At 56.8% G+C, this 25,161-nt stretch carries 21 protein-coding genes and 4 tRNA genes; 8 read left to right on the forward strand and 17 right to left on the reverse strand.

Translation table 11 applies throughout. The features are described 5' to 3' along the window. Positions 1-240 precede the first annotated feature (240 nt). Both cheR and AC1RJ3_RS09835 read right to left on the reverse strand, forming a co-directional pair. Complete coding sequence (gene cheR / locus AC1RJ3_RS09830; protein WP_054593598.1) at positions 241-1,068, reverse strand: protein-glutamate O-methyltransferase CheR; 828 nt, start codon at positions 1,066-1,068, stop codon at positions 241-243. Positions 1,069-1,113: 45 nt separating this feature from the next. Beyond that, a complete protein-coding gene (locus tag AC1RJ3_RS09835) occupies positions 1,114-2,046 on the reverse strand; it encodes a chemotaxis protein CheV (protein WP_054593599.1) in 933 nt (310 codons plus the stop codon). 81 nt (positions 2,047-2,127) lie between these two features. Between AC1RJ3_RS09835 and flgA the strand changes: the two genes are divergently transcribed. The 4 genes from flgA to AC1RJ3_RS09855 all read left to right on the forward strand — a co-directional run bounded on the left by flgA (position 2,128) and on the right by AC1RJ3_RS09855 (position 4,725). Continuing rightward, entirely contained in the window at positions 2,128-2,889 is a 762-nt protein-coding gene (gene flgA / locus AC1RJ3_RS09840) for a flagellar basal body P-ring formation chaperone FlgA (protein ID WP_054593600.1), read from the forward strand. A 151-nt stretch (positions 2,890-3,040) separates the two neighbouring features. After that, the gene (flgM, locus tag AC1RJ3_RS09845) at positions 3,041-3,367 is read left to right on the forward strand and encodes a flagellar biosynthesis anti-sigma factor FlgM (RefSeq protein ID WP_347927763.1); all 327 of its coding nucleotides are present in this window, start codon (positions 3,041-3,043) and stop codon (positions 3,365-3,367) included. Positions 3,368-3,415: 48 nt separating this feature from the next. Then, the gene (locus AC1RJ3_RS09850) at positions 3,416-3,883 is read left to right on the forward strand and encodes a flagella synthesis protein FlgN (RefSeq protein WP_054593601.1); all 468 of its coding nucleotides are present in this window, start codon (positions 3,416-3,418) and stop codon (positions 3,881-3,883) included. 95 nt (positions 3,884-3,978) lie between these two features. Beyond that, positions 3,979-4,725 (forward strand): flagellar brake protein, encoded by a 747-nt coding sequence (locus AC1RJ3_RS09855; RefSeq protein WP_054593602.1) that lies wholly within the window; start codon positions 3,979-3,981, stop codon positions 4,723-4,725. Positions 4,726-4,781: 56 nt separating this feature from the next. On the opposite strand, the gene AC1RJ3_RS09860 is transcribed toward AC1RJ3_RS09855, so the two are convergent. The 5 genes from AC1RJ3_RS09860 to AC1RJ3_RS09880 all read right to left on the reverse strand — a co-directional run bounded on the left by AC1RJ3_RS09860 (position 4,782) and on the right by AC1RJ3_RS09880 (position 12,565). Beyond that, positions 4,782-6,170 carry an MFS transporter gene (locus tag AC1RJ3_RS09860; RefSeq protein ID WP_493078681.1) on the reverse strand — a complete coding sequence of 463 codons (1,389 nt, stop codon included), beginning with the start codon at positions 6,168-6,170 and terminating at the stop codon, positions 4,782-4,784. Between the two features lie 71 nt (positions 6,171-6,241). Continuing rightward, positions 6,242-7,483: a glutamine synthetase family protein gene (locus AC1RJ3_RS09865; protein ID WP_493078996.1), complete on the reverse strand. Its 1,242-nt coding sequence runs from the start codon at positions 7,481-7,483 to the stop codon at positions 6,242-6,244. A 228-nt stretch (positions 7,484-7,711) separates the two neighbouring features. After that, positions 7,712-8,404, reverse strand: coding sequence for a sensor histidine kinase (locus tag AC1RJ3_RS09870; RefSeq protein WP_054593605.1), 693 nt, complete (start codon positions 8,402-8,404; stop codon positions 7,712-7,714). Then, the gene (locus tag AC1RJ3_RS09875) at positions 8,401-10,005 is read right to left on the reverse strand and encodes a response regulator (RefSeq protein ID WP_493078683.1); all 1,605 of its coding nucleotides are present in this window, start codon (positions 10,003-10,005) and stop codon (positions 8,401-8,403) included. The genes AC1RJ3_RS09870 and AC1RJ3_RS09875 overlap by 4 nt, the downstream gene beginning before the upstream one ends. 1,558 nt (positions 10,006-11,563) lie before the next feature. Continuing rightward, positions 11,564-12,565 carry a fimbrial protein gene (locus AC1RJ3_RS09880; RefSeq protein WP_237142959.1) on the reverse strand — a complete coding sequence of 334 codons (1,002 nt, stop codon included), beginning with the start codon at positions 12,563-12,565 and terminating at the stop codon, positions 11,564-11,566. A gap of 1,069 nt (positions 12,566-13,634) precedes the next feature. On the opposite strand from AC1RJ3_RS09880, the gene AC1RJ3_RS09885 reads away from it, so the two are divergent. Both AC1RJ3_RS09885 and AC1RJ3_RS09890 read left to right on the forward strand, forming a co-directional pair. Continuing rightward, positions 13,635-14,255: a recombinase family protein gene (locus AC1RJ3_RS09885; RefSeq protein WP_054593607.1), complete on the forward strand. Its 621-nt coding sequence runs from the start codon at positions 13,635-13,637 to the stop codon at positions 14,253-14,255. Between the two features lie 27 nt (positions 14,256-14,282). Next, complete coding sequence (locus tag AC1RJ3_RS09890) at positions 14,283-15,053, forward strand: DUF6680 family protein (protein ID WP_493078686.1); 771 nt, start codon at positions 14,283-14,285, stop codon at positions 15,051-15,053. A 164-nt stretch (positions 15,054-15,217) separates the two neighbouring features. Here AC1RJ3_RS09890 and AC1RJ3_RS09895 read toward each other — a convergent pair. Both AC1RJ3_RS09895 and phnN read right to left on the reverse strand, forming a co-directional pair. Further along, positions 15,218-15,294, reverse strand: a tRNA-Arg gene (locus tag AC1RJ3_RS09895). Positions 15,295-15,417: 123 nt separating this feature from the next. Further along, a complete protein-coding gene (gene phnN, locus AC1RJ3_RS09900) occupies positions 15,418-16,002 on the reverse strand; it encodes a phosphonate metabolism protein/1,5-bisphosphokinase (PRPP-forming) PhnN (protein WP_054593609.1) in 585 nt (194 codons plus the stop codon). A gap of 389 nt (positions 16,003-16,391) precedes the next feature. Here phnN and AC1RJ3_RS09905 point away from each other — a divergent pair, with 389 nt between their 5' ends. Beyond that, entirely contained in the window at positions 16,392-16,718 is a 327-nt protein-coding gene (locus AC1RJ3_RS09905) for an Arc family DNA-binding protein (protein ID WP_003178899.1), read from the forward strand. 165 nt (positions 16,719-16,883) lie between these two features. On the opposite strand, the gene mgtE is transcribed toward AC1RJ3_RS09905, so the two are convergent. Further along, positions 16,884-18,326: a magnesium transporter gene (mgtE, locus tag AC1RJ3_RS09910; protein ID WP_347927764.1), complete on the reverse strand. Its 1,443-nt coding sequence runs from the start codon at positions 18,324-18,326 to the stop codon at positions 16,884-16,886. A gap of 320 nt (positions 18,327-18,646) precedes the next feature. Here mgtE and AC1RJ3_RS09915 point away from each other — a divergent pair, with 320 nt between their 5' ends. Beyond that, positions 18,647-19,159 (forward strand): cell envelope protein SmpA, encoded by a 513-nt coding sequence (locus tag AC1RJ3_RS09915; RefSeq protein ID WP_493078689.1) that lies wholly within the window; start codon positions 18,647-18,649, stop codon positions 19,157-19,159. A gap of 21 nt (positions 19,160-19,180) precedes the next feature. Here the strand turns inward: AC1RJ3_RS09915 and AC1RJ3_RS09920 are convergent. From AC1RJ3_RS09920 to ltaE, 7 genes are all read right to left on the reverse strand, one after another. Continuing rightward, positions 19,181-19,257: transfer RNA gene (locus AC1RJ3_RS09920), tRNA-Arg, on the reverse strand. 72 nt (positions 19,258-19,329) lie between these two features. Continuing rightward, a tRNA-Arg gene (locus AC1RJ3_RS09925) sits at positions 19,330-19,406 on the reverse strand. A 107-nt stretch (positions 19,407-19,513) separates the two neighbouring features. Beyond that, positions 19,514-19,604: transfer RNA gene (locus AC1RJ3_RS09930), tRNA-Ser, on the reverse strand. Positions 19,605-19,666: 62 nt separating this feature from the next. Further along, a complete protein-coding gene (gene csrA / locus AC1RJ3_RS09935) occupies positions 19,667-19,855 on the reverse strand; it encodes a carbon storage regulator CsrA (RefSeq protein WP_003178872.1) in 189 nt (62 codons plus the stop codon). 183 nt (positions 19,856-20,038) lie between these two features. Next, positions 20,039-21,280, reverse strand: coding sequence for an aspartate kinase (locus tag AC1RJ3_RS09940; RefSeq protein WP_071553787.1), 1,242 nt, complete (start codon positions 21,278-21,280; stop codon positions 20,039-20,041). A gap of 90 nt (positions 21,281-21,370) precedes the next feature. Further along, positions 21,371-23,992, reverse strand: coding sequence for an alanine--tRNA ligase (gene alaS / locus AC1RJ3_RS09945; protein ID WP_054593613.1), 2,622 nt, complete (start codon positions 23,990-23,992; stop codon positions 21,371-21,373). A gap of 146 nt (positions 23,993-24,138) precedes the next feature. Beyond that, positions 24,139-25,143 carry a low-specificity L-threonine aldolase gene (gene ltaE / locus AC1RJ3_RS09950; protein WP_493078692.1) on the reverse strand — a complete coding sequence of 335 codons (1,005 nt, stop codon included), beginning with the start codon at positions 25,141-25,143 and terminating at the stop codon, positions 24,139-24,141. Positions 25,144-25,161: the final 18 nt, after the last annotated feature.

The raw sequence follows: 25,161 nt of genomic DNA on the forward strand, positions 1-25,161 counted from the left end.
CCTTTGGGTGACCTGATTTTTCGTAACAGGGTTATAGCAAGCCCCGTGCCAGCTTCTAAAACCCCATAAACCGGGGCTTTGCGAGCGGCGGCAAAGCGGCAATGCCAGAAAAGCGGCAACGGATTTCCGGCGCCTGCCGCTTTTCTGCCGCCTGTCCCCCCAAAGCTCCTACAAAGAAAACAAAAAAAACGGGAGCCCCTGAGGACTCCCGTTTTTTTTTCAGTACCGACGACTGGCCGATCACTTCGCCTGATAGATGATCCCCGGGCTGCACTGAACCATCTGATAATGATCCGGCAAACCGTTCAACGCTTCGGAAGCCCCCAGGAACAGATAACCGCCCGGCTTCAGCGTGCTGTGAATCCGCAGCAGAATGTCTTTCTTCACTTCGGCAGAGAAGTAGATCAATACGTTGCGGCAGAACACGATGTCGAACTTGCCGAGACTGGCGTAGCTGTCCAGCAGGTTGAACGAGCGGAACTCCACCCGACTCTTGATCGGTGCCTTGATCGCCCAACGTCCCGGCCCTTTCGGATCGAAGTAGCGTTGCAGACGCTCCGGTGAAAGACCTCGACCAATCGCCAGGCTGTCGTACTCACCGGTCTTGCAGTTGGTCAACATGGTCCCGGACAGGTCGGTGGCAACGATCTGCACCCCCATCTTCAACTGCCCCATATTGACCCGCTCGAACTCGTCGATCGACATCGACAGCGAATACGGTTCCTGCCCGGACGAGCACGCCGCCGACCAGATCCGCAGGCGCTGCCCGGGACTGGCCTTGATGGACTCAGGCAGCACTTTGTTCTTCAAGACTTCAAACGGATAGGTGTCACGAAACCAGAGGGTTTCGTTCGTCGTCATCGCGTCCACCACCATCTCGCGCAAACCACTGCGCGGTTGGGTCTGCATCCGCTGCACCAACTCACCCAAGGACTTGATGCCTTGCTGTTCCATCAGTTTGTTGAGACGGCTCGACACCAGATACTGCTTGTTCTCACCGAGCAAAATGCCACAGGCTTTTTCCAGGAAGACCCGGAACTGTTCGAAATCCAAATTACCCGTAGACAATGATGCCGCCTCTTAAATCGTATTGACCGCCAGGAGCGAAGGCCACTAGCTGATATCTGCTGCTTTGATCCGGTCGACTACCCGGGATGCCAGGTCATCAGGACGGAATTTGGCAAGGAAGTCATCGGCACCGACTTTCTTCACCATCGCCTGATTGAATACACCTGACAACGAAGTATGCAGGATGATATGGAGCTTTTGCATGCGAGGGTCGCTGCGGATCTCGCTCGTAAGGGTGTAGCCGTCCATTTCGGGCATTTCGATGTCGGAAATCATCATCAGAAACTCTTCTTCCGGCTTCTTGCCCTCATCGACCAGTTTGCGCAGGTAATCCAGCGCTTGCCGGCCGTCGTTCAACGCAACGACTTCAACCCCCACCGTCTGCAGGCAACGCGAGACCTGCTTGCGCGCCACCGACGAGTCATCGACCGTGAGCACTCGCAACGAAATCGCCTTGTGCTGGGTCTCGGCATCGATCACGCCCACCGAAATCACATCCGACGTCGGCGCAACTTCCGCCAGGACCTTTTCCACGTCGATGATTTCGACCAACTGATTGTCGACTCGAGTCACTGCGGTCAGGTAATGATCGCGACCCGTGCCCTTGGGCGGCGGATGGATTTCTTCCCAGTTCATGTTGACGATCCGCTCGACCGACCTCACCAAAAAACCCTGAGTCTTGGTGTTGTACTCCGTGATGATCACGAAGGGATTGCTTTGATCCTGCAACCCGCCTGAGCCGGTCGCCATTGCCAGATCCAGAATCGGAATGGTTGCCCCACGAATATTCGCCACACCGCACACGACAGGACTGGACTTGGGCATCAGGGTCAGTTTGGGGCATTGCAGCACCTCCCGAACCTTGAACACGTTGATCCCGTAAAGCTGCTGGCCGTCGAGACGGAACAACAACAGCTCCAGGCGATTCTGCCCTACCAGTTGCGTGCGCTGGTTAACCGAATCCATTACACCAGCCATGCCCAGACTCCTACACCAACGCTAAGTGTGTTGCGACGCACATTCATCACTAAACGGCACGGCGCTTGCTTTTTAACTGCCATGAACACAAAAACGACATTTTCCCGACGCCTGACATCAATGTGCCGTAAATTCCTCGGCGCCCTGTCAGCCGTATGCCTGTTGAACGTTGGCAGCCCTGCCTTTGCTGACCCGGTTACCTTGCCTGATCTACTTATCGGCGTCACTCAGGGCTTTCTTGAATTCACCGTAGAAGACTATCTGGCCACCAGCCAAACCGCAGGGCGCTACGAAATCGAAGTCAACAAGCTCGACCCGCGCATGCACATGCCGGCGTGCGACAGGGAATTGACAGCGACATTGGAGAGCCCCGCGATACCTCTGGGCCGGGTTACGGTGAAAGTCCGTTGCGATGGCGTCTCCCCCTGGACAGTCTTCGTACCCGCTCAAGTCCGCCTGTTTCGCGAGGTCGTCACGACCACCCGCCCCCTCAAACGAGCCGGAATCATCGACCCTTCGGATGTCATGTTGCGTGAGCGCGATATCAGCCTGATCAATCAGGGATATCTGACAAACGTCGATCAAGCCATCGGACAAAAACTTGTCCGACCAATGGTCAGCGATCAAGTGATTACGCTTGTTCATCTGGAGCAGGCAGAAGTCGTGCGCAAGGGTGATCAGGTGGTCATCACCGCCCGCAGCGGCACGCTCAGCGTGCGGATGCCGGGTGAAGCGCTGTCCAATGGCGGCCTTAACGAACAGATCAGAGTCAAAAACCTCAACTCCCAACGGGTCATCAAGGCGCAAGTCATGGCCCCGGGGCAGGTGGAAGTCTCCATGTAGATAACTGGCGCACAACCGTCCTGTTCCCTAAACTGTGCCTCACGCAGGGCAAATACCGACGCGCCCGGGCTCATCGACTATTGAGCCTAAAGTTTTCCCGGGCATGGCCGAAAACATGGCAAGCGTCCAAATTCCCAGAGGTTTTTTTATCATGGTCATCGATTTCAGCCGTTTAAACAGCTCTCCCACGCTCGCAAGCAGCACGCGGACCAGCGTCAGCAAGGACACCGGCGATGCCGGCAAATCCGCGCCGCTGAGCACCTCGACCGAACAGGTCGGTGCCACCCAAAGCGGGGAATCGGTACACCTCAGCAATGAGGCTCAACAGTTGCAGAAGATCACTGACAAGCTGCACGATCAGCCTGCCGTCGACAACGCCCGCGTGGCCGAGTTGAAAGCAGCGATTGCCGATGGCAGCTATAAGGTCGACAGCAACCGTGTAGCCAGCAAACTGCTTAATTTCGAAGCCCAGCGCTAGCCAAAGGCCTGCGCCAGGCTTTTGGACGCTTAAAACCCAAGGCCAGCCATGCACGACACTCATTTACTGCAACTGATCACCGATGACCTCGCTCCAGCGCAACAATTGCTGGAGCTGCTGAAGACCGAATCCCTCGCCCTGCACGGCCGTGACATGCCGCTGCTCGAAGAGATTCTGGCGCAGAAACAGGGGTTGATCATTCTGCTGGAACAGCATGGCCGCAAACGCAGCGAACTTCTCGCGAGCCTGAATCTGCCTGCCAACCGCGCAGGCCTGGAGCAGTTCGCCGCCCACTCAAGTATCGGCGATCAGTTGCTGACCCAAAGCGACGCCCTGACCCAACTGCTTGCAGATTGCCAAACCGCCAACGAGCTCAACGGCCGCTCGATCCAGGTGCAACAAGCCACCACCGCCAATCAGTTGAAAATCCTCAACGGTGGCGAGTCTCCGACCCTTTATGACGCTCGCGGATCAACCGCAATGCTGGTGAAACCCCGCGCGCTCAGTCAGGCTTGAACTCATAAATAAGCGTGCTCTATCAAGGCACGAAACATGCTGGCAGAATGCTAGCTCTTGCGTGTGATCGTATTCTGTCTGGAGATTGATAAACCGTGTTCAACGCCTCAAGCGCGGAAGATGCTCCGCAGCCACCCAAGGTGCTCAGCACCCCGCTGGAAATCACCGGCAACCTGCGGATGCTGCAAGAGAGCCATGATCCCCTGATCATCACGTTCCATGAACGCAGCCAGCGATTTCAGAGCTACCTGATCGATATCGATCGCGACAGCAACATGATCGCCCTGGACGAAATGATCCCCCGCGATGGTGAACGCTTCCTGCTTGCCGGCGAAGCTTTTCGGGTTGAAGGCTTTCATGAAGGCGTACGTATTGCTTGGGAAAGCAACGGCACACTGACCATCGACGAGTCCAACGGTGGCCGCTGCTACCGTGGCACGCTGCCCGATGAAGTGGTTTACCACCAGCGTCGCAATGCGTTTCGCGCAGCCTTGAAACTGGCACAACTGGTAAACATCGAACTCGGTGGCGAAAAGCTCAAGACGCCTGTCAGCGGTAAACTGCTGGATATCTCGGCGACGGGTTGCAAGCTGCGCTTTGATGGCGACATCACCAGCGGACTTCAATTGGGTCAGGTCTATGAACGCTTCATCGCCGCCCTGCCCTTCGGCAGCATGACCGCACCGGTCGAGCTGCGTTATCTGCATCACGAAGAGAAAATCGACACCACTTTCGCCGGCGTACGCTTTCACAACATGAGCGGACTGGTGCAGCGTCAGGTCGAGCGCTTCGTCTATCAGTTGCAACGCGAAGCGCGCCGCTTCGACAAAGACGACATCTGATCCAGACGCTTGAAAAAACGGGCAGTCCCTTGCGGTGACTGCCCGTTTTTTTTGCCCTAAGGCCTGGCCTCGGTAAAGCTTTTCGGGCGCTCCGCCCCCGGATCATCAGTCTGTTCATCAGCGCTGTCGGTGTCCTGAGCTTCGGACTTTGCATCCTGCTCAGGATCCAGATCAGGGCTCGCGCCATTTTGCATCTGGTCATGCACGACCTGCTCATCGACCCGCGGGTCGAGAGCTGCCACCAGTGGCGAACTCGACATGCTGTCCGGCATCGCCACGTGATGCAGCGGCGCGTCTTCCACCTGATGCAGATTGGTCACCGCTTTCGGCCGGATGCGCCATACCAGCACCACTGCGAAGAAACTGAAGAACGCGTACAGCATCTGACTGCCGAACAACTTCATCAGCACACCCGCCACCAGCGGACCGATGCTCGCCCCCACACCGTAGGTCACCAGCAACATGGCGGTCAGCGATACCCGCCGATCACCCTCGACGTGGTCGTTGGAAAACGCCACCGCCAACGGGTACAGACAGAACTGCACCAGCGAGCAGGCGAAGCCAGCGATAAACAGCACCTCAAGCGGCACCTGCGGCATGATCGCCAACGGCAACGCTGCCAGCGCCAGGCAAAAGGCAAAACTGCGAATCAGCAGCGCCCGATCATAACGATCCGACAACCAGCCCAGTGGCCACTGCACCAGCAACCCGGCAAAAATGCAGCTACCCATGAACAGACCGACCTGCTCAGTGGAAAGCCCTTGCTGGGACGCGTACAACGGCGCCAGACCATAGAACGAACCGACGATCAGGCCAGCGCCGAGCACCGTACTGAGAGACTGCGGAACCCGCTTCATGAAAAAGCGCGGCTCCATCGGCGCCGGGTGCAAGGGCGCCGGGTGAATCCGCCGCGTCAGCGCGACCGGCACCAGGCACAGCGCAAAACACAACGCCACCAGCATCAGCAATTCCAGCCCCAGGGACGGGTGCATGACCAGAATCAACTGGCCCAGCACCAGCCCCAGGTACGAAGCGATCATGTAGCCGCTGAACACCAGCCCGCGCTGCTTGGCTTCGGCCTGCTCGTTCAGCCAGCTCTCGATGACCATGTATTGGCACATCATGCCCAGACCAACGACCATCCGCAGCACCAGCCAGGCCGGTAGCCAATCGATCAGACCGTGCCCCAGCACCGCCGCACCGACGATCCCGGCACAGGCCGAGTAGGCCCGGATATGACCGACCCGTGCGATCAACCGGTGACCGATTTTTCCGCCCAGCACCAGGCCGAAATAGTTAGCCGCCATCAGCGCCCCGACCCACAGACTGTCGACATGGTCCGCTGCCAGGCGCAAGCCCAGGTAAGTACTGAGGAGGCCCGAGCCGATCAACATCATCAGCGAGGCGAAATAAAGCGCTCGAAAGGATTTCAGGATTTGGCGCATCGGCGTTCCGAGCGGCTCCTTGCAGTGAGTACCGGGCTACCGACAACGATAGCCCGACAGCGACGAATCGGTTAGGCCTGGGCGGCCAAAACACGCCGCTCCCAGGGAGTGATTTCATCAAGAAAACTGCTCAACTCCATGGTCTTCGAAGCGATGTAGCCTTCGATGAACTCCTTGCCAAACAGTTCCTTCGCCAATTGGCTACGTGTCAGACGCTCAAGAGCAGCATGCAAGGTACACGGCAACGACAAACTGTCCGGCACTTCAAACTGGCCTTGAATGGCCGGCGTCGGCTCCAGTTCGTTTTCAATGCCATACAACCCGGCCGCCAGACTGGCGGCAATCGCCAGATACGGGTTGGCATCGGCGCCCGGTAGACGATTCTCGACCCGACGCGCTTCTGGCGAGCTGGCTGGAATCCGCAAACCCGCCGCCCGATTGTCATAAGACCAACAGGCATTATTCGGCGATGCGTAAGGATGGCACAGACGCTGGTAAGAGTTCACGTTCGGCGCAAACAACGCCGTGAAATCTGCCATCCCTGCCTGCTGGCCACCGATGAAATGACGGAAGATTGCAGTCGGCTGTCCAGCGTCATCGCTGAACACATTTCGGTCCGTACCCGCCTCGACGATGCTCTGGTGAATGTGCATCGAACTGCCCGGCGTATGCGCCAGTGGCTTGGCCATGCAGACCACGGTCAGGTGGTGCTTGAGCGCGACTTCCTTGAGTAGATGCTTGAACAGGAATGTCTGGTCGGCCAGCAGCAGTGGATCACCGTGCAGCAGATTGATTTCAAACTGGCTGACGCCCATCTCGTGCATGAAGGTATCGCGCGGCAAACCCAGGGCTGCCATGCATTCGTAGACTTCATTGAAGAACGGGCGCAAACCGTTGTTGGAGCTGACACTGAATGCCGAATGACCTTCCTCGCGACGTCCGTCCAGTCCAACCGGCGGCTGGAAAGGTTGGGTCGGGTCGGTGTTCGGTGCAAAAACAAAGAACTCCATCTCGGTTGCCACCACGGGCGCCAAACCGCGAGCGGCATAACGGGCGATCACCGCTTTCAACTGACCGCGAGTCGAGAGACGCGAGCTTTCCCCGCTCAACTCATCGGCATCGCAAATGGCCAACGCGCGGGGCTGCTTGCTCCAGGGCAAACGGTGAATTTGTTTCGGATCGGCATTGAGCGCCAGGTCGCCGTCGTCACTGCCGTAAAATCGTGCCGGCGGATAACCGCCCATGATGCATTGCAGCAGCACGCCACGCGCCATTTGCAAACGCCGTCCCTCAAGGAATCCTTCTGCGGTCATGACCTTGCCACGCGGCACGCCATTGAGATCCGGGGTGACGCATTCAATCTCATCAATACCCGTCAATCGTTGTGCGAGTGAACGCTGACCATCGGTCGTCATGACTCTATCCTTGAAGTTGTGCAAGCCGCGAACGGCGACATGTACAAAATAGGCACCAGCTGTTCGGAATATCAAGCACCGGGACATAAAAATGTCCTACAAAAATGCTGCGTGCCGTGGCGGATATCAGGGCAGGTAGAGATTGAACAACCCGCCTCCCAACGGGCCGCCATTACGGATTTCAGTGCGCCCGTGCACGCCACTGCGCTGGTGCAGTTGTGCAATACGCGCAGCGAAGTACAGACCCAGGCCGGTGCTGCCACTGGCCGGATTGATGCCCTGTACGTAATCCGCCTGACGCTCGATCATCTGGTCCGGGAAACCCTCGCCGTCGTCATTGATCGACAACAGCAACTGCCCGGTTTCCTCACCGATGCTGATCAATAGCGAATGCCGGGCATGACGAATGGCATTGTTGATCGCATTGGCCAATACCGTTCCAATCAGCTCCCGGTCGAAGAATCCGAGAGGGCTCAAGGGATCGATCTCATAAGTCACGACAATGCCGCGACTCTTGAACACGTCCTGATGAGCCGCCAGCTGCGCTTCGATGAAATCGTCCAGTTCGTGATAGTCCGGACGCAACGGCAACTGGTTGACGCCGAGCTTGTAGAGCCCCAGCAACTGCACCAGCATGCCGTTCAGATGAGCGAACTCATAGTCGATCACGCCCTGCTCGGCAGTGTGCTGCTGAGCCGCAGGCAAGCGCGCAAGCCACTGTCCGTGGGCCTGCATCAGCAACGCCAGGGAGTTCTTCATGTCGTGTACGGTGGAGGCGATCACCGTGGAAAAGTCGAGCCCCTCGTCAACATCATTCATTCGCCAAACGCCTTGCTTCGCAGCTTCTGATAACGCGGATAACGCGCATCGCTCTCGGGCATCATGCCCACCATTTTCAGGCACGTACGGCACTCTTCCAGCAGCGCTGAATCGAGGCTTGCATCAGCCCCGTGCAACAGCGATTGCGCCATGTTGAGGGCAATACTGATGTTCTTCGGTTGCAACAACAGTGCACCGCGGAAAAGCTCCCGCGCCTCGGGCAACGCGCCCGCCTTGTAACTGCGCACGCCCTGGCGGTTGAGATCTGCCGCCGCGTTGCCGGAGTTGAGAATCGCCGGGTCGTCGGTCTGCTGGGCAATGCCTTGCATCACCACCGGGTCGTCGCCGTAAATCTCGGCGCAGTTTTTCAACATCGAATTACCGGCGTCAGCCTGCCCCAGCATCTTCAACTGCTTGGCGACCAGCAACGCCGCTTCGGCGCTCATGAACTGCTCCATGCCATCGAGACGGGCCAGTGCTTGCTCCGTCAGCTTCTCAGCGGTTTCGGCATCGTTGAGCAGCAGACTGGTGGCTTTCATCAAGCGCGCTCGGATCTGCAGCCCCGGATCGTTGATGTTTTCCTTGGCGACGGCACTCAGGGTCTGGTTGATCTCCAGTCGAGTGCGGGTATCCAGGCCTTTTTCACTGCCTTTACTGATGAGCGCATGAGCCAGGCCAAGATTGCTTTCTGGGTCCTTGAAACGTGACTGCGCCCCCTGGGAGACCGCTTGACGATAGGCTTTCGCCGCACCTTCGAAGTCTTCGTTGGTCATCGCCAACTTGCCCAACAACGATTGCCTGCGCACCGCCAATGGCGACAGGCGAACAGCCTCTTCCAGCACATTCTGCGCAGCCTTGGTGTCGCCTTCGGCGACCAGCACATCGGCCAGTCCGTCATACAACGCCGGCATCATCGGGAAAGCCTTTAGCGCCTTTTCGTAGACAGCTTTTGCCTGAGCGATCTGGCCACGCTTGAACATCAATCGCCCCAGACCGACATAGGCCCAAGGCAATGGACGATCCGCCAGAATGCTGTTGTACAAGCGCTCCAGCACCTCATTCTGATTCATGTCGCGCAACGCATCGGCACGGTAACGCAGGCACAGCGGCGAATAGCGCGGGTCCTGCTTGCACAGCTCGATACAGGCATTCAGGACTTCAACCGGCTTACCCCGATCCAGAGCCTGCAGAATCGGTTTGAGCAACGTCTTGCGCTGCTCCAGTCGCTCCAGCCGCTGGGCCAGGCCAGCGCGGTTGAAAGGCTTGGTCAGATACGCATCCGGCTCATGCTCGAGCGCACTGAGCACCATCGCCTGACTGCTCTCGGCGGTGACCATCAGAAACACGCTTTCATGGCTGATCAGCTTCTCGACCATCAGGTCTTCAAGCACCTGCTGACCGTTCTTCTTGCCATCGCCTAGGTGATAATCCTGCAAGATGAAGTCGTAGCGCTTCTGCGCACACATGCGCAGCGCCACCTCACCCGTGTCGGCAGTGTCGACATCCTTGACACCCAACTCACGCAACATCGACCTGACCGAACTACGGAAATCCGAGAAATCATCGACGATCAAAAAGCTTTTTTGGTGGTACGCCAGCATCGAAGATTCCAGGCAATTAAGAAGATGAACCCAAAGACAAATGCAGGGACCAGCTCAACTTCGCCGCCCATAGGGGCGTCGCGCAGGACAACGGCCCATCGGGTTATCGGCCAGTTGTGGCGTTCCCTTATAGGTGTTGGCAAACAATTGTGGGTTTAGTCGGAGCGTTGCAAATAAGCCGTGGAAAAGTCTCAAAAAAGCCCCACCAGGTGATTCTGAACGGGGCTGTTTCGATATCGTTTTAGTAATGCAGATAGTCCACAGTGGCTCAATGCGCGATGGTCAGCTTGCCGAAATGCCGCCCACAACCTACCAAGAGCCTCCCCAGGAATTCCGAATAAGGCCGGTGAACTCTTTGAGTGTCGCGCTTGCCTTTAATGGGCAAAGTAGTTGTGGCAAGAGAACACCGCATGTCGCGCACGAGGGAGCCGTCAGGTAGTCGGTGTAATTCGGGTTACTCCCTGCGGGGTCGTACAGCACCTCCGACATTGTCCAAGGCCGGGGTAGCGAGAGACGAATAGCATAATGAACAAGCTTGGGTGCGGCGCATCGACCAGCAATGGGTGCATTCTGCACAGTGCATGAGCGAATGAAGCTCGCCGCCAGAGGGAGACCGCCAAATGACCTGCTGCCGTCATCCGGGATGTTTCCCGCTATCACCAGTGCTGGAAGGAAGCGCTTGTGATGGCCTGTGAGAGCTCCTCGGAAGGCGTTGTAGCCTGGTGTTCCATCAGCCGGCGAACAGGCGGCAACCCATTGCCCATCGTTTGAGCGAAGGACTCCGAGCATCATAGTTGGCCCGCCGATGATACAGTCGACGATCGTTCGCGCTACCTCGTAGACCTGTTGCGTCTCGTAAATGGGATGCTTTCCGCCACACGATCCGCAGGGCACATCATCTCCATAGGCCTGCCCAGTATAAGTGTCGCCCGCATCACTACCGGCGAGGCTGCGATGCACCCTCACGCCTTTCTTTCCTTGATGAATCATCGCGAACCGTCCATGCGCAACGCTAGTGGATATCGGTAAGTGTAGTGATCCAATGCAATCCAGAGTCACCCTGCAAAAGCGTAGCCCTCACAGGGCGCGGGGGCGACCATCTCGTTACACAGTCGAGTCGACCAGCAGTTCACGCAAAGACGAAGCACCGCTGGCAGCCGCAGTACCGTGTCGATGTTGCAGGAAGACGGCGAGCAATTCGGACGGTTCAGGGGCTTAGCCTGACGCAGGAGCAGGAGTCAGTCAGCAAACAACCAGGCTCACAAACCTGCAAACAAGCGATGCTCGAGCAACCCGACACTCCGATATATTGCGGGAGTTTGTTGTACCGGCCCCAATCACGGCTGGTGTGGCGCCAGCCCGCGCCGAGAAAAAACTTAACGTCGTGTCCGGGATTAGTTGACCACTACAGATCTCAAATCTGCCCCTTCTGGATTTCAAATCCGAAAGTGGGGATGGTCCAAAACTGGGTCATCGTCGGTGTGCTCAAATCTGAGCACATCAGGTGCTGGGACGTGAAGCAGGCAAAAAGCAATCGCTGCTATCGGCCCTTAGCTCGTTACAGGTAATTCACGATGAACGTTACTTCGGTGTTCGCGGTGCCGGCTTCCAGTTTGCTGCCGGCCAGGCGGTAGTAAGCGGCGGACAGCGGTATGTTGAAGCTTGTGCCTGTGGTGTTGAACCCGTCGAACGGGTAGGTAGTGTCCAGCGCGATAGGTTGTCCTGCCTCGTTCATCAGTTGCAGACCGATGCCTTTGGCCGTCGAGCCGGCGCTCAGTGCGACGATGCCCTTTTGCGCGTCGATGACCTGGGTGGTGGCCTTAAGTGAATAGGTCACCTTTTTGATACCGCGCTGGCATTGGTTCAAGGCGAGGTTGAATTTGATCGTCCGAGGGGTATCGCCGCTCTTGTTGAATTCGTCCAGGCGATAGTCGTCGCCCATTTGAACCGACACTGCCGGGGTCTGGCAGGAGGCCGTATTTAGGATAATGGGATTGATCAGATAAAATTTGTTAAACACTGCGCTACCGGCTTGGTATTGGCCCAGATAGCCAGCGGGAACACTGTTTTCCGATGCCAATTCACTCGACTTGATGATTTCAAGTCGGTAATTAGTGGCGGGCACACTCCAGTTTCCGTTAGAAAGGTCCATGCGCGCCGCCTCTAGGTACCCTATGTCGTCGCCTATTCGGAATGAGAGCCCAGTTTTACCCAAAGGAAAGGTACTGCCGCTGGTCACGCTACCCCCCAGTGCCGGGTTCAGGACAAAGCCATAGAGTGTCGGGGCGCCACAATTGAACCGCTGATACTCCGCGCTAATGATCTCCTGGTAAATAACAGTGCCGATGGGTGCATCCTGAGGGACTGTCAGGCCTTCCGTCAGTTTGCTCCCGTAGTTCATGGTGATGGTCTTGTAGCCGCTGTAGAAGTGGCAGTCCGCAGGTGCTTCCGATGAAAATACAATCGCCATTACGGCAGCGACGCTCAGCAGAGGGCGCAGTCGGCTCTGCATTCTTGAAAGTTTCATATTGATATCGATACAGAATAGCGGGGCGATCATCTTATGGGATCTCTAAAGGCCGTGCACATAAGACACTTCTTAAAACGTCGAACGCTGCAATCCTAATCCCCTCAAATCTGAGTGCATTACCGCGCGCTTAACTACTTTGCATCCAGGCAATATACCCACCGATACCTCCTAAGGCAGACCAAGTGATCTACCATTGAATGGAGTAGCAGATGAATATCGCGAAAATAGGGAAATCGGCGAAACATTTCGCCTATCTCGTGCTTCGAATTGGCCGACTCCGCAAAAGTGTGGAGTCGTCCTCCACTCATAACGTTAACCCACCGTTATCTAACGTTAGCCAGGCCTGACAGCAGGCTGGAGCAGGTGGTAAATGTGACGATGGCTCACATTTGAGCCATCCGGAGCAAAGTGGGATTTCCTCACTTTGCCCTAACTACCTACCCGGAAACAGGGAATCTAAGTGCGTCACAACGGCGGCTTGTGATACGGGAAAATCCCGCATCTACCGGGTGCCGTTCGGAATAACACCCTCCCAGTTGCATCCCGGCTGGTTTTACGAGCAGATCGTAAAACCCCTTTGGCGAAAGGGCGAACTACCTAGGATTTCTCTGTGGTTCGAAAATCCCACCGATCAGGGGTACTTCCCCAGCGGGGGATCATCCAGATTCGGCTGCATCAGCCTGGCCGAGATCACACGAATATCCGTGGCATCTTTTCCGCGACACGTTTTCAGAATTCGCGAAACGTGTCGCGATACCTGCCCTACCGAAATGGGAGGTCAGGTCGTTGTCCGGAAATCGGACTTCAAGCCAATTCCCACCAACGGTGGATATTCCTCAAATTGAGGATTAGCCCCTGCTCGATCCTGCATCGGATTCATCCCCCACTGGGGGTTGGATGGATTTGAGATCCGACCAACTTCCTCAGGTTGAAGGTGGACGACTGAGCCGAAAACTCGGCCCTGTATCACTTTGCCTACCTCTGACTTACTGCAACAAAAACGCCCTCCTCGATCCGCTGCAAACCAACTATTTCAGTCCCATTTAATCCGGTTACGTGTAGCACTTTATGTGCACCCTAACTGATACAGGCACCAATCATGTTCATCCGCGCATACCTCCGAGCATCGACCGAAGAGCAGGACGCCAGCCGCGCCCGGAAATCGCTCGAGCAGTTCGCCAGCGATCACAACAAGGTCATTGCAAGTGTGTACCTGGAGAATGCCAGCGGCGCGACCGCAGACCGGCCTGAGCTGCTGCGTCTGCTCAAAGATGCGCGTAAGGGTGATGTGTTGCTGGTGGAGTCGATAGACCGCCTCTCACGCCTTCCTGTGGAGGACTGGCAGAAGCTCAAGGCTGCGATTGACTCCAAGGGGCTGCGAATCGTCGCGCTCGACCTGCCAACGAGCCACCAGGGGATGCAGGACACCAAAGGCGACGAGTTCACCGGGCGGATGCTGGGAGCGATCAACTCAATGTTGGTGGAAATGATGGCCGCCATCGCCCGCAAGGATTACGAGCAGCGCCGTGAGCGCCAGGCGCAGGGCATCGAGAAGGCCAAGGCCGCCGGAAAGTACCAGGGCCGGCCGGTGGACGCCGATCTGCACAAGCGCGTGACTGAGTTGCTCGCTGCGGGCCTGGGCATCCGAGCGACGGCACGGCACGCAAGCTGCTCGACCACTACCGTCCTTAGGATCAGGGATCAGATCGCCTTAGTCTAAAAAGCAAAATTGGACGATCACAAATAAATGCTTTTGGCTTTGCCTTGGCGTGCGACAGAAAATACACATATTCTCAAAGCCGCACTCGGCAAGTGCTGTCGAGCCATCTTCCCCAACCTTGCGGAAAAAAGAATGGAAGCAAACTGGGTTTTCGGAATCGGTACGATCGTTGCCACGTTGCTTGGGCCGATCCTAGCGGTTCAAGCACAGAAGTATCTTGAGCGCGTGAATGAGTCCAGAAACCAAAAAAACTGGATATTTAGCACGTTGATGGCAACTCGAGCCGCAAGGCTCTCACCCGATCATGTTCGAGCGTTGAATATGATTGATCTTGCGTTCAACGGAGGCCGCTCAAACCGCCGGAAGGCCTCAGAAACAGACGTTTTGGATACCTGGCGTGACTACCTGGAGCACCTTACGTCGACGGTAAACGAGGACAACGCGGAAAGGTGGGTCGAGAAGCAGCAAGAGCTTTTGATTTTAATGTTGAGTGCAATGGCCACGGATCTAAATCTTCGGTATGACCGGGTCCTTCTACGAAACGGAGCCTACATTCCAAAGGGCCATACAGATCTTGAACTCGACCAGCAAAAGCTAAGGCACTATGCAATTGAAGTCCTGTCCGGGCAGCAACCGATTAGCATGAACGTGACCGGTTTCCCTTTTAGTGAGGAAATGACAAATTCCCAGCTAAAGTTGCAGGAAGGTCTCTCTGATGTTCTTGCTGGGCAAGGTCACCTGAAAATTCGAATAGAGCCCGGAAGCACAGCGGAGACTGACGAGAAGGCTCCCGCCTAACTTGTTGTCAGCTCGTCGGCCGGCAAAGGTTGATCAATTGTCGTTAACTAAAAAGCCCCATCAGATTGATTCTGAGTGGGGCTTATTTTTGGCCTGCTGCTGCCACCCTGCTGTCACGGAGAAATGAAGCTGTCAGGAGAATGGCTTGAAAGGCCTGAATTATATGGTGTCCCAGGGCAGGTTCGAACTGCCAACCTTCCCCTTAGGAGGGGGATGCTCTATCCAATTGAGCTACTGAGACACATGCCGGCCGCAAGGACATGCGGCGCGATGGACGGCGTGCATGTTAACGGGCAGGCCCGGTTTTGTCATGTCGTCTGTAAGGCTTATTAAGTGTAGGCAAACACCAGCTTCGATCACGGGCTTAGATTCGATCGGCTTTTGCGCTGATACCCTCTTGCACCAATAGAGCCAGCAAATTGTCGACGGCAGTGGAAAGCTCGCCAGAATTGTCCAACCGAAAGATCCCTTCCGGATCTTCCTGAGCGGCGTCCATTAAAAACAGAGCATTGCGCTCAAGTCGGGCTTCGATTTCCTCAGCGCTCTCGCGCCCTCGCCGCTCAAGACGCTTGCGCAGGGCATCGGTTTTTACCGTCAGCACTATGGGCAACAACGACGGATAACGTGCCATGGCTTCAGACAAATGCCCTCTTGAGCCGTTGATCAGTACATGGCGACCGTCACTTAACCAGCTATCGATCTCTGCCGGAATGCCGTAATCCAGCCCATTGGCCCGCCAGCACAGTGCAAAACCGCCTTCGTGCCTCATTTGAGCGAATTGCTCCCTGGAAACACTCAAAGCGTCTTCGCCGACCGATTCAGCCGACCGGGTAATCACCCTGCGCACCACAACGCAATCAAGGCCAAGCAAAGAGTCGCGGGCCGCATCGATCAGGCTGTCTTTGCCGGAGCCGGACGGCCCCATCAAATAAATAAGTCTGCCGTGCATCCCTATATCACCCCCCATTGCGTGCTCGCCCTAGTAAATCGGCCATTTGCCACTATTCTGTATCTTGTAAGGAACGAAGATCGTATCCGCATAGCATGCACGCTCAGGGGCGCCCAAGCACGCACCTGTCGGGCAAAGAGGACGCGGTCAGATGTACGGGCCCGGTAAGTGTTTTCAAACCAGTCCGCATTTCTGATAATTGGTGCTGGCATAACGCCTGCTTCCAGTTCAATATTTGTCACAGAATTGACGCCAATGATCTGGCAATTTTGAGGCATGATGCGGGCCTCATATCAATTCAGGTTGAACATTTGGCGACGAGGCTTGTCCTACATGACATCCTGCGGCCAATTCCGAGAACCGCTCCCCTGAACTAACCGGTTAAATATATGCGCCCATTGAAACAGGCAATTTATTCCAGCCGTACGGCTGACAAGTTCGTCGTACGTCTGCCAGACGGGATGCGTGAACGCATTGCCGAGGTGGCTCGCAATCATCACCGCAGCATGAATTCCGAGATCATCGCCCGTCTTGAGCAGAGTCTTATTCAGGAAGGCGCGCTGGGCGAAGAATTGAGCATGCGCCTGGACAGCCCCGAGCTGTCATTGCACGAACGCGAACTGCTTCAACGTTTCCGTCAACTCTCCCACCGCCAGCAAAACGCACTGGTTTCGCTGATTGCCCACGACGCTGAAATGGCCGCAGACGCCTCCTGATTGCATCCCGTAAGCTCTAGCCAGCCATGTGCTGGCTTTTTTTTGCCTGAAATTCAGCCAATCACCTACTCAACGGCAAGCTCAGTTGCCATCGACATAACGCTAATAGATTGAAAAATGAAGGTGCGCGGCCTGCTGGCTTGAGCAAGACCGCACACTAGAAACTCAGAGCAGGAAGATTGTCGCCAGCCCGAGGAAGATGAAGAAGCCACCGCTGTCGGTCATGGCCGTAATCATGACACTCGCGCCCATCGCCGGGTCGCGCCCAAAGCGCGCCAGGGTCATCGGAATCAAAACCCCCATCAACGCCGCCAGCAACAGGTTCAAGGTCATGGCCGCAGTCATCACCACGCCCAGCGACCAACTGCCGTACAGCAGGTAGGCCACCACGCCGATTACCCCACCCCAGACCAGGCCATTGATCAAACCAACCGCCAGCTCCTTGCGCATGAGACGCGAGGTATTACCGGTACTGACCTGATCAAGCGCCATCGCACGAACGATCATGGTAATCGTCTGGTTGCCGGAGTTACCGCCAATACCGGCAACGATCGGCATCAACGCTGCCAGAGCCACCAGCTTCTCGATAGAACCTTCGAACAAACCGATTACCCGCGATGCAACAAATGCGGTAATCAGGTTGATCGCCAGCCAGGCCCAGCGGTTGCGCAAGGATTTCCAGACTGACGCGAAAATATCTTCCTCTTCACGCAGACCCGCCATGTTGAGAACTTCGCTTTCGCTCTCTTCACGAATCAGGTCGACCATCTCGTCGATGGTCAGACGACCAATGAGTTTGTCGTTCTTGTCGACCACCGGGGCCGAAATCAAGTCGTAACGTTCAAAAGCCTGTGCGGCATCGTAGGCGTCTTCATCCGGGTGAAAACTCACCGGATCGCTGGCCATGACTTCCGAAACCTGCTTGTCTGGATCGTTGACCAGCAGTCGCTTGATTGGCAGCACACCCTTGAGCACGCCATCGTAGTCAACCACGAACAGCTTGTCGGTATGGCCTGGCAGCTCTTTGAGGCGACGCAAGTAACGCAGAACCACTTCAAGACTGACATCCTCGCGGATCGTCACCATCTCGAAGTCCATCAATGCACCGACCTGTTCCTCGTCATAGGACAACGCGGAGCGAACGCGCTCACGCTGTTGGCTATCAAGGGTTTCCATCAGCTCGTGGACGACGTCTCGCGGCAGCTCGGGGGCCAGGTCAGCAAGTTCGTCGGCGTCCATCTCCTTGGCCGCCGCCAGGAGCTCGTGATCGTCCATGTCGGCGATCAGGGTTTCACGAACCGAGTCGGATACTTCAAGCAGAATGTCGCCGTCGCGCTCGGCCTTGACCAACTGCCAGACAGTCAGACGCTCGGCAAGCGGCAAGGCTTCAAGAATGTAGGCAACGTCGGCGGAGTGCAGATCATCGAGCTTGCGTTGCAACTCGACGAGGTTTTGCCGGTGGACCAGGTTCTCGACCAGGTCGTGATGATGACCTTCCTGGCGATGAGTCAGGTCTTCGACCACTCGCTGGCGATGCAGCAGCTCAACAACTTGAGCAAGGCGGTCTTGCAGGCTTTCTTGCGTTTTCTTTACTTCAACTTCGGTCATAGGCGAACTCCACTCCCAGCAGCGGGGCACGCCGGAAGGATCAATCAGTCAATTCATGATTGGTAAAACGGGGTACTGAGCAACTACTGGGTAAGTCCATGGAGGTATTCCACAAGCCCCGGCGGGGCTGACGGGCGCAATCATACACCGCATGAGGGTTTTAAACGTTAAAAAAACCAGCCTGAAACAAGCGCTTGCGAGATAAACCCGAGCGCTGTCCGCGTCCCTGAAACTGCGACGACTCATCCTGAAAAGAAAACACACCCCCACTGAGAAATGTACTGACTACCCTTGATCGTGACCGTCATGGAGGACGCCCAATGCCCAGGAAAACACTCACAACCCTGTTGATCACCCTGCTCTGCCCGCCTCTACAGGCCACTGCAATGACTGTGCATCGATGTGAAGACGCTGAGGGCCGCATCACTTACACGACGCTGAGCTGCCCTCCTGGAGAGGCACTGTCGCGACAGAACATTTACAACCCAAGCGTTTTCAAATTCGAGGCAATACTCCCCGGCGCCAACCACCAGGAAACATCAGGAATTAAAAGCACACAGAGAGATCCGGTCGTTATCGGCCAAATGAATGACAAATGCGCAAACGTGCTCAGCGCCAAGGAGCGTCGCGAAGCGATCATCAATCAGCGGATCGTTCCCGGCATGAGCCAGCAGGACGTTGAAAGTGCGCTAGGTAAACCTGACAAGGTCAGCATTCGAAACGCGACGACGAATTATCGCTACGACAGCAAGAAAGGTCGAAGCGCGCAAATCGTGTTCGATGAGAAGGGATGCGTAAAAGGCAAATCCCAGACAGCAAAAAGCCCGCGTTAGACGCAGGCTTTTTGGTGTTTGTGGTGCACTCGACAGGATTCGAACCTGTGACCGCTCGGTTCGTAGCCGAGTACTCTATCCAGCTGAGCTACGAGTGCAATTTGTGTTTTTAGACCAGATCACAACTGGTTGAAGCCAGGTTACTTGCATTACTGCAAACAACCCTTAAATGGTGCACTCGACAGGATTCGAACCTGTGACCGCTCGGTTCGTAGCCGAGTACTCTATCCAGCTGAGCTACGAGTGCATTTGTTGCCGCGCATTATAGGCCGTTAAATCTTTTTGTAAAGCACTTTTTCTAGTAATTTCAACAACTTACCGAAGAAGCCAGATTACAACGTACTAAATAAATAATGGCGGAGAACGGGGGATTCGAACCCCCGACACCCTTTTGAGGTGTACTCCCTTAGCAGGGGAGCGCCTTCGGCCACTCGGCCAGCTCTCCGCAACACGGGGCGTATCTTAACCAACCTTTTCCCCGTTTGCAAACATAAAAAACGATAAAAATTAATGGCTTGGTTCGTCGTCCTTCTCTTTCTTGATCCGCAGGTAGATTTCCTCACGGTGAACAGCCACCTCTTTAGGCGCGTTAACGCCAATACGCACTTGATTTCCTTTGACGCCGAGCACGGTCACAGTGATTTCGCCATCACCAATAATCAGGCTTTCTGCGCACCGACGAGTCAGAATCAGCATACCTTTCTCCTCACGCATTTCATTTCAGGGACAACAGTCTGCAAAAAAAAGGCGTTCGACCTACAACCGGAACGATCGTAGCCCTACACGCCTAAGTATTGACCAGCACGAGCAAAAGAACAGATTTCAGTCGCGCCACTCAAAAAACAAAGGGCGCGGTCAGACCGCGCCCTTAGCGGAGCATCACTCGCCCTGGCGGGCCGGTGCGTCCAGTTCGAAAGCTGTGTGCAGAGCGCGCACAGCCAATTCCAGGTACTTCTCTTCGATCACTACGGAAACCTTGATTTCCGAAGTCGAGATCATCTGGATGTTGATGGTTTCTTTAGCCAGAGCCTCGAACATGCGGCTGGCAACGCCTGCGTGAGAACGCATGCCAACGCCGACGATCGACACCTTGGCGATCTTGGTGTCGCCAACGACTTCACGGGCACCGATCTCGCGAGCGGTGTTCTCCAGCACGGTCTGCGCCGCCTGGTAGTCGTTGCGGTGCACAGTGAAGGTGAAGTCGGTGGTGTTATCGTGCGCAACGTTCTGCACGATCATGTCGACTTCGATGTTCGCGGCGCTGATCGGGCCGAGAATCTTGAAGGCCACGCCCGGGGTGTCTGGCACGCCACGGATGGTCAGCTTGGCTTCATCGCGGTTAAAAGCGATGCCGGAAATGATCGGCTGTTCCATGGATTCCTCTTCATCAATAGTAATGAGGGTACCCGGACCCTCCTTGAAGCTGTGCAGTACGCGCAGCGGAACGTTGTACTTACCGGCGAACTCGACCGCGCGGATCTGCAACACCTTGGAACCGAGGCTGGCCATTTCCAGCATCTCTTCAAAGGTGATCTTGTCCAGACGCTGAGCCACGGACACCACGCGCGGGTCGGTGGTGTAGACGCCGTCGACATCCGTGTAGATCTGGCATTCATCAGCTTTCAGGGCCGCTGCCAGCGCCACGCCGGTGGTGTCGGAACCGCCACGACCAAGGGTGGTGATGTTGCCGTGCTCGTCGACGCCCTGGAAACCGGCAACGACAACGACACGACCGGCCTTCAGGTCACCGCGAATCTTCTGGTCATCAATCTGCAAGATACGCGCTTTATTGTGCGCGCTATCCGTCAGAATCCGTACCTGGTTGCCGGTGTACGACACCGCCGGTACGCCGCGCTTGATCAGCGCCATGGCCAGCAGTGCAATCGTCACCTGCTCACCGGTGGAGACGATGACATCCAGCTCGCGCGGAACCGGTTGATCGTCGCCACTGATTTGCTTGGCCAGATCGATCAGACGGTTGGTCTCGCCGCTCATTGCAGACAGCACAACCACCAGGTCATCGCCGGCTTCGCGGAATTTCTTAACCTTGTCGGCGACCTGCTCGATTCTCTCGACAGTGCCGACTGAGGTGCCTCCAAATTTCTGTACGATCAAAGCCATTTCAAAGCCGCCTCTGCCCATGAAGGGCGCCCATTAATCACTCAAACAGCTGCGAAGCCCGCCACTAGACGACGGGCTCGGCACGCAGCCTTAAATACCCTGCTCTACAAACGGCACGGTCAGGGCCAGTGCAGCATCCAGTGCGCCAGCGTCGGTACCGCCGCCTTGCGCCATGTCTGGACGACCACCGCCCTTCCCGCCCACTGCTGCAGCGGCTTGCTTCATCAAATCACCGGCTTTGAGTTGGCCAGTCAGGTCCTTGGTTACACCCGCAACCAGCACGACCTTTTCCTCATGGACACTGCCGAGCAGGATCACTGCGCGGCCGAGTTTGTTCTTCAGTTGATCGACCAGCGCCAGCAGCGCCTTGCCGTCCTGACCGTCGAGACGCACGGCCAGTACTTTCACGCCTTTGACGTCCTGGGCAGAAGCCGACAGGTCGTCGCCCGCCGCACTGGCGGCCTTGGCTTGCAACTGCTCGAGTTGCTTTTCCAGCAGACGGTTGCGCTCAAGCACAGCCGACAGCTTGTCGATCAGGTTGTCGCGGCTGCCCTTGACCAGGTTGGCCGCTTCCTTGAGTTGCTCTTCCGCAGCGTTCAGGTAAGCCAGTGCCGCAGCGCCTGTCACCGCTTCGATACGACGCACGCCAGAAGCCACGCCGCCTTCGCTGATGATTTTCAGCAGGCCGATGTCGCCGGTACGATTGGCATGGATACCACCGCACAGCTCGACGGAGAAGTCGCCCATGCTCAGTACGCGCACGCTGTCGCCGTACTTCTCGCCGAACAGCGCCATGGCGCCTTTCTGCTTGGCGGTGTCGATATCGGTTTCTTCGGTTTCAACTTCGGAGTTCTTGCGAATTTCGGCGTTGACGATTTCTTCCAGCGCTTTCAGCTGTTCAGGCTTGATCGCTTCAAAGTGGCTGAAGTCAAAGCGTAGACGCTGACTGTCGACCAGTGAGCCTTTTTGCTGAACGTGCTCGCCCAGCACCTGACGCAATGCCGCGTGCAGCAAGTGCGTGGCGGAGTGGTTCAGCGAAGTGGCGTGACGCACCTCGGCATCCACCTGGGCCTGAACCGGCGAGCCAATGGTCAGGCTGCCCGAATCCAGCACACCGTGGTGCAGGAATGCACCGCCAGTCTTGGTGGTGTCGCGCACGTCGAAACGCGCAGCGCCTGCCTGCAGGTAACCGCAGTCACCGATCTGACCGCCGGATTCCGCATAGAACGGCGTCTGATCGAGAACGACCACGCCCTCTTCGCCTTCGCTCAATACGTCGACCGATTGCCCGTCTTTATACAGAGCAACGATTTTTGCCGAACCGCTGTGAGCGGTGTAACCGGTGAACTCGGTGGCCACATCAACCTTGACCAGGCTGTTGTAGTCCATGCCGAAGGAACTGGCCGAACGGGCACGGACGCGCTGGGCTTCCATTTCGCGCTCAAAGCCCTCTTCGTCGATGGTCAGGTTGCGCTCACGCGCGATGTCGCCGGTCAGGTCCATCGGGAAACCGTAGGTGTCGTACAGCTTGAACACCACGTCGCCTGGCACCACGTTGCCTTTGAGTTCGGCCAGATCCTGCTCGAGGATCTTCAGGCCCTGCTCCAGGGTTTTGGCGAACTGCTCTTCTTCGGCTTTCAGCACGCGCTCGATGTGCGCCTGCTGGGATTTCAGCTCAGGGAAGGCTTCGCCCATCTCGGCAACCAGTGCGCCGACGATCTGATAGAAGAAACTGCCCTTGGCGCCCAGCTTGTTGCCGTGACGGCAAGCGCGACGAATGATCCGGCGCAGCACGTAGCCGCGACCTTCGTTGGACGGCAGCACGCCGTCGGCGATCAGGAAACCGCAGGAACGAATGTGGTCAGCCACGACTTTCAGCGAAGCCTGGTTGTCGTTGGTGCAACCGATGGCCTTGGCCGAAGCGCTCAGCAGGCTCTGGAACAGGTCGATTTCATAGTTCGAGTGAACGTGCTGCAGCACGGCACTGATCCGCTCCAGCCCCATGCCGGTATCCACCGACGGTGCTGGCAACGGGTGCAACACGCCATCGGCGGTGCGGTTGAACTGCATGAACACGTTGTTCCAGATTTCGATGTAACGGTCGCCGTCTTCCTCTGGCGAACCCGGTGGGCCACCCCAGATGTCGGCGCCGTGATCGTAGAAAATCTCGGTGCAAGGACCGCACGGGCCGGTATCGCCCATGGTCCAGAAGTTGTCGGAGGCGTACGGTGCGCCTTTGTTGTCGCCGATGCGAACCATGCGCTCGGCCGGAACCCCGACTTCCTTGGTCCAGATGTCGTAGGCCTCGTCATCGCTGGCGTAGACCGTGACCCAGAGCTTTTCCTTCGGCAGGTTCAGCCACTTGTCGGAGGTCAGGAAGGTCCAGGCGTAGGTGATCGCATCACGCTTGAAGTAGTCACCGAAGCTGAAGTTACCCAGCATTTCGAAGAAGGTGTGGTGACGAGCGGTATAACCGACGTTTTCCAGGTCGTTGTGCTTGCCACCGGCGCGAACGCACTTCTGGCTGCTGACGGCGCGGGTATAGGCGCGCTTTTCCTGGCCCAGAAAGCAGTCCTTGAACTGGTTCATCCCCGCGTTAGTGAACAGCAGGGTTGGGTCGTTGCCCGGAATCAAAGAGCTGGAGGCTACACGGGTGTGGCCTTGCTCTTCGAAGAAGCGAAGGAAGGCTTCACGGATTTCTGCGCTTTTCATTAGGTTCTTCCACGGAGGCTGCGGCCAAAGGCCTGTGCGAATCGTCAACAGACGAAGCGACGGCAAAGGGCCGCATTATATCGGCGTTAGTGTGCAGGTACAGTGTGTTTGTACGATACAGACAGTCAATTGGACGGCTAACACCTTCAGTTTTGAGAAAACTCGACGAAAGTCGCGATTACCTGCTCGATCTGCGCCCGGTTGACGTCCATGTGAGTGACCATGCGCAAACGTGAGGCGGCGCTGAGTTTGATCCCGCGCTCACCGGCAAACGCCTTGAGCGCCTCGCACTTATCACCCATCTGCACGTAAACCATGTTGGTCTGTACAGGTTCGACTGTATACCCCGCCGCGCTCAGACCTTCAGCCAGAAACTGCGCGTTGGAGTGGTCGTCCGCCAGGCGTTGCACGTTGTGATCCAGTGCATACAAGCCGGCCGCCGCAAGAATGCCGGCCTGACGCATGCCGCCACCCACCATCTTGCGCAGGCGCCGGGCCTTGCCGATCAACTCGGCCGAACCACAGAGCACCGAACCGATCGGCGCGCCGAGGCCTTTGGACAGGCACACCGACACCGAATCGAAGTGCCGGGTGATTTCCCGTGCATCGACGCCCAGCTTGACCGCTGCGTTGTACAACCGCGCGCCGTCCAGGTGCAGCGACAGACCGTGCTCACGGGTAAAACTGCGAGCCCGCGCCAGATACTCCAGCGGCAATACCTTGCCTTGCATGGTGTTTTCCAGCGCCAGCAAACGGGTCCGGGCGAAGTGGAAGTCGTCCGGCTTGATCGCCGCTGCCACCTGAGCCAGGTCCAGCGAACCATCGGCTTGAACTTCCAGCGGCTGCGGCTGGATCGAGCCCAGCACCGCGGCCCCGCCACCTTCGTACTTATACGTGTGTGCCTGCTGGCCGACGATGTACTCGTCACCGCGCTCACAGTGGGCCATCAACCCCAGCAGATTACTCATGGTGCCCGTCGGCACGAACAGCGCCGCTGCAAAGCCCAAACGCCTGGCCAGTTCGGCCTCAAGCTGATTGACCGTCGGATCTTCGCCGTAGACGTCATCCCCGGTGGCCGCGTTGGCCATCGCGTCGAGCATCCCTGCGGTCGGTTGGGTGACGGTGTCGCTACGAAGATCGATAACGCTCATGAATCAGGCCTCGGAATA

The organism is Pseudomonas sp. GW822-FHT04C11, from assembly GCF_058800905.1.

Coding starts and splice junctions, on each gene's coding strand:
- AC1RJ3_RS09835 (WP_054593599.1), bottom strand. CDS start 2,046: ATGGCTGGTGTAATGGATTCGGTTAACCAGCGCACGCAACTGGTAGGG.
- flgA (WP_054593600.1), top strand. CDS start 2,128: ATGAACACAAAAACGACATTTTCCCGACGCCTGACATCAATGTGCCGT.
- flgM (WP_347927763.1), top strand. CDS start 3,041: ATGGTCATCGATTTCAGCCGTTTAAACAGCTCTCCCACGCTCGCAAGC.
- AC1RJ3_RS09850 (WP_054593601.1), top strand. CDS start 3,416: ATGCACGACACTCATTTACTGCAACTGATCACCGATGACCTCGCTCCA.
- AC1RJ3_RS09860 (WP_493078681.1), bottom strand. CDS start 6,170: ATGCGCCAAATCCTGAAATCCTTTCGAGCGCTTTATTTCGCCTCGCTG.
- AC1RJ3_RS09865 (WP_493078996.1), bottom strand. CDS start 7,483: ATGACCGCAGAAGGATTCCTTGAGGGACGGCGTTTGCAAATGGCGCGT.
- AC1RJ3_RS09870 (WP_054593605.1), bottom strand. CDS start 8,404: ATGAATGATGTTGACGAGGGGCTCGACTTTTCCACGGTGATCGCCTCC.
- AC1RJ3_RS09875 (WP_493078683.1), bottom strand. CDS start 10,005: ATGCTGGCGTACCACCAAAAAAGCTTTTTGATCGTCGATGATTTCTCG.
- AC1RJ3_RS09880 (WP_237142959.1), bottom strand. CDS start 12,565: ATGATCGCCCCGCTATTCTGTATCGATATCAATATGAAACTTTCAAGA.
- AC1RJ3_RS09885 (WP_054593607.1), top strand. CDS start 13,635: ATGTTCATCCGCGCATACCTCCGAGCATCGACCGAAGAGCAGGACGCC.
- AC1RJ3_RS09890 (WP_493078686.1), top strand. CDS start 14,283: ATGCTTTTGGCTTTGCCTTGGCGTGCGACAGAAAATACACATATTCTC.
- phnN (WP_054593609.1), bottom strand. CDS start 16,002: ATGCACGGCAGACTTATTTATTTGATGGGGCCGTCCGGCTCCGGCAAA.
- AC1RJ3_RS09905 (WP_003178899.1), top strand. CDS start 16,392: ATGCGCCCATTGAAACAGGCAATTTATTCCAGCCGTACGGCTGACAAG.
- mgtE (WP_347927764.1), bottom strand. CDS start 18,326: ATGACCGAAGTTGAAGTAAAGAAAACGCAAGAAAGCCTGCAAGACCGC.
- AC1RJ3_RS09915 (WP_493078689.1), top strand. CDS start 18,647: ATGCCCAGGAAAACACTCACAACCCTGTTGATCACCCTGCTCTGCCCG.
- csrA (WP_003178872.1), bottom strand. CDS start 19,855: ATGCTGATTCTGACTCGTCGGTGCGCAGAAAGCCTGATTATTGGTGAT.
- AC1RJ3_RS09940 (WP_071553787.1), bottom strand. CDS start 21,280: ATGGCTTTGATCGTACAGAAATTTGGAGGCACCTCAGTCGGCACTGTC.
- alaS (WP_054593613.1), bottom strand. CDS start 23,992: ATGAAAAGCGCAGAAATCCGTGAAGCCTTCCTTCGCTTCTTCGAAGAG.
- ltaE (WP_493078692.1), bottom strand. CDS start 25,143: ATGAGCGTTATCGATCTTCGTAGCGACACCGTCACCCAACCGACCGCA.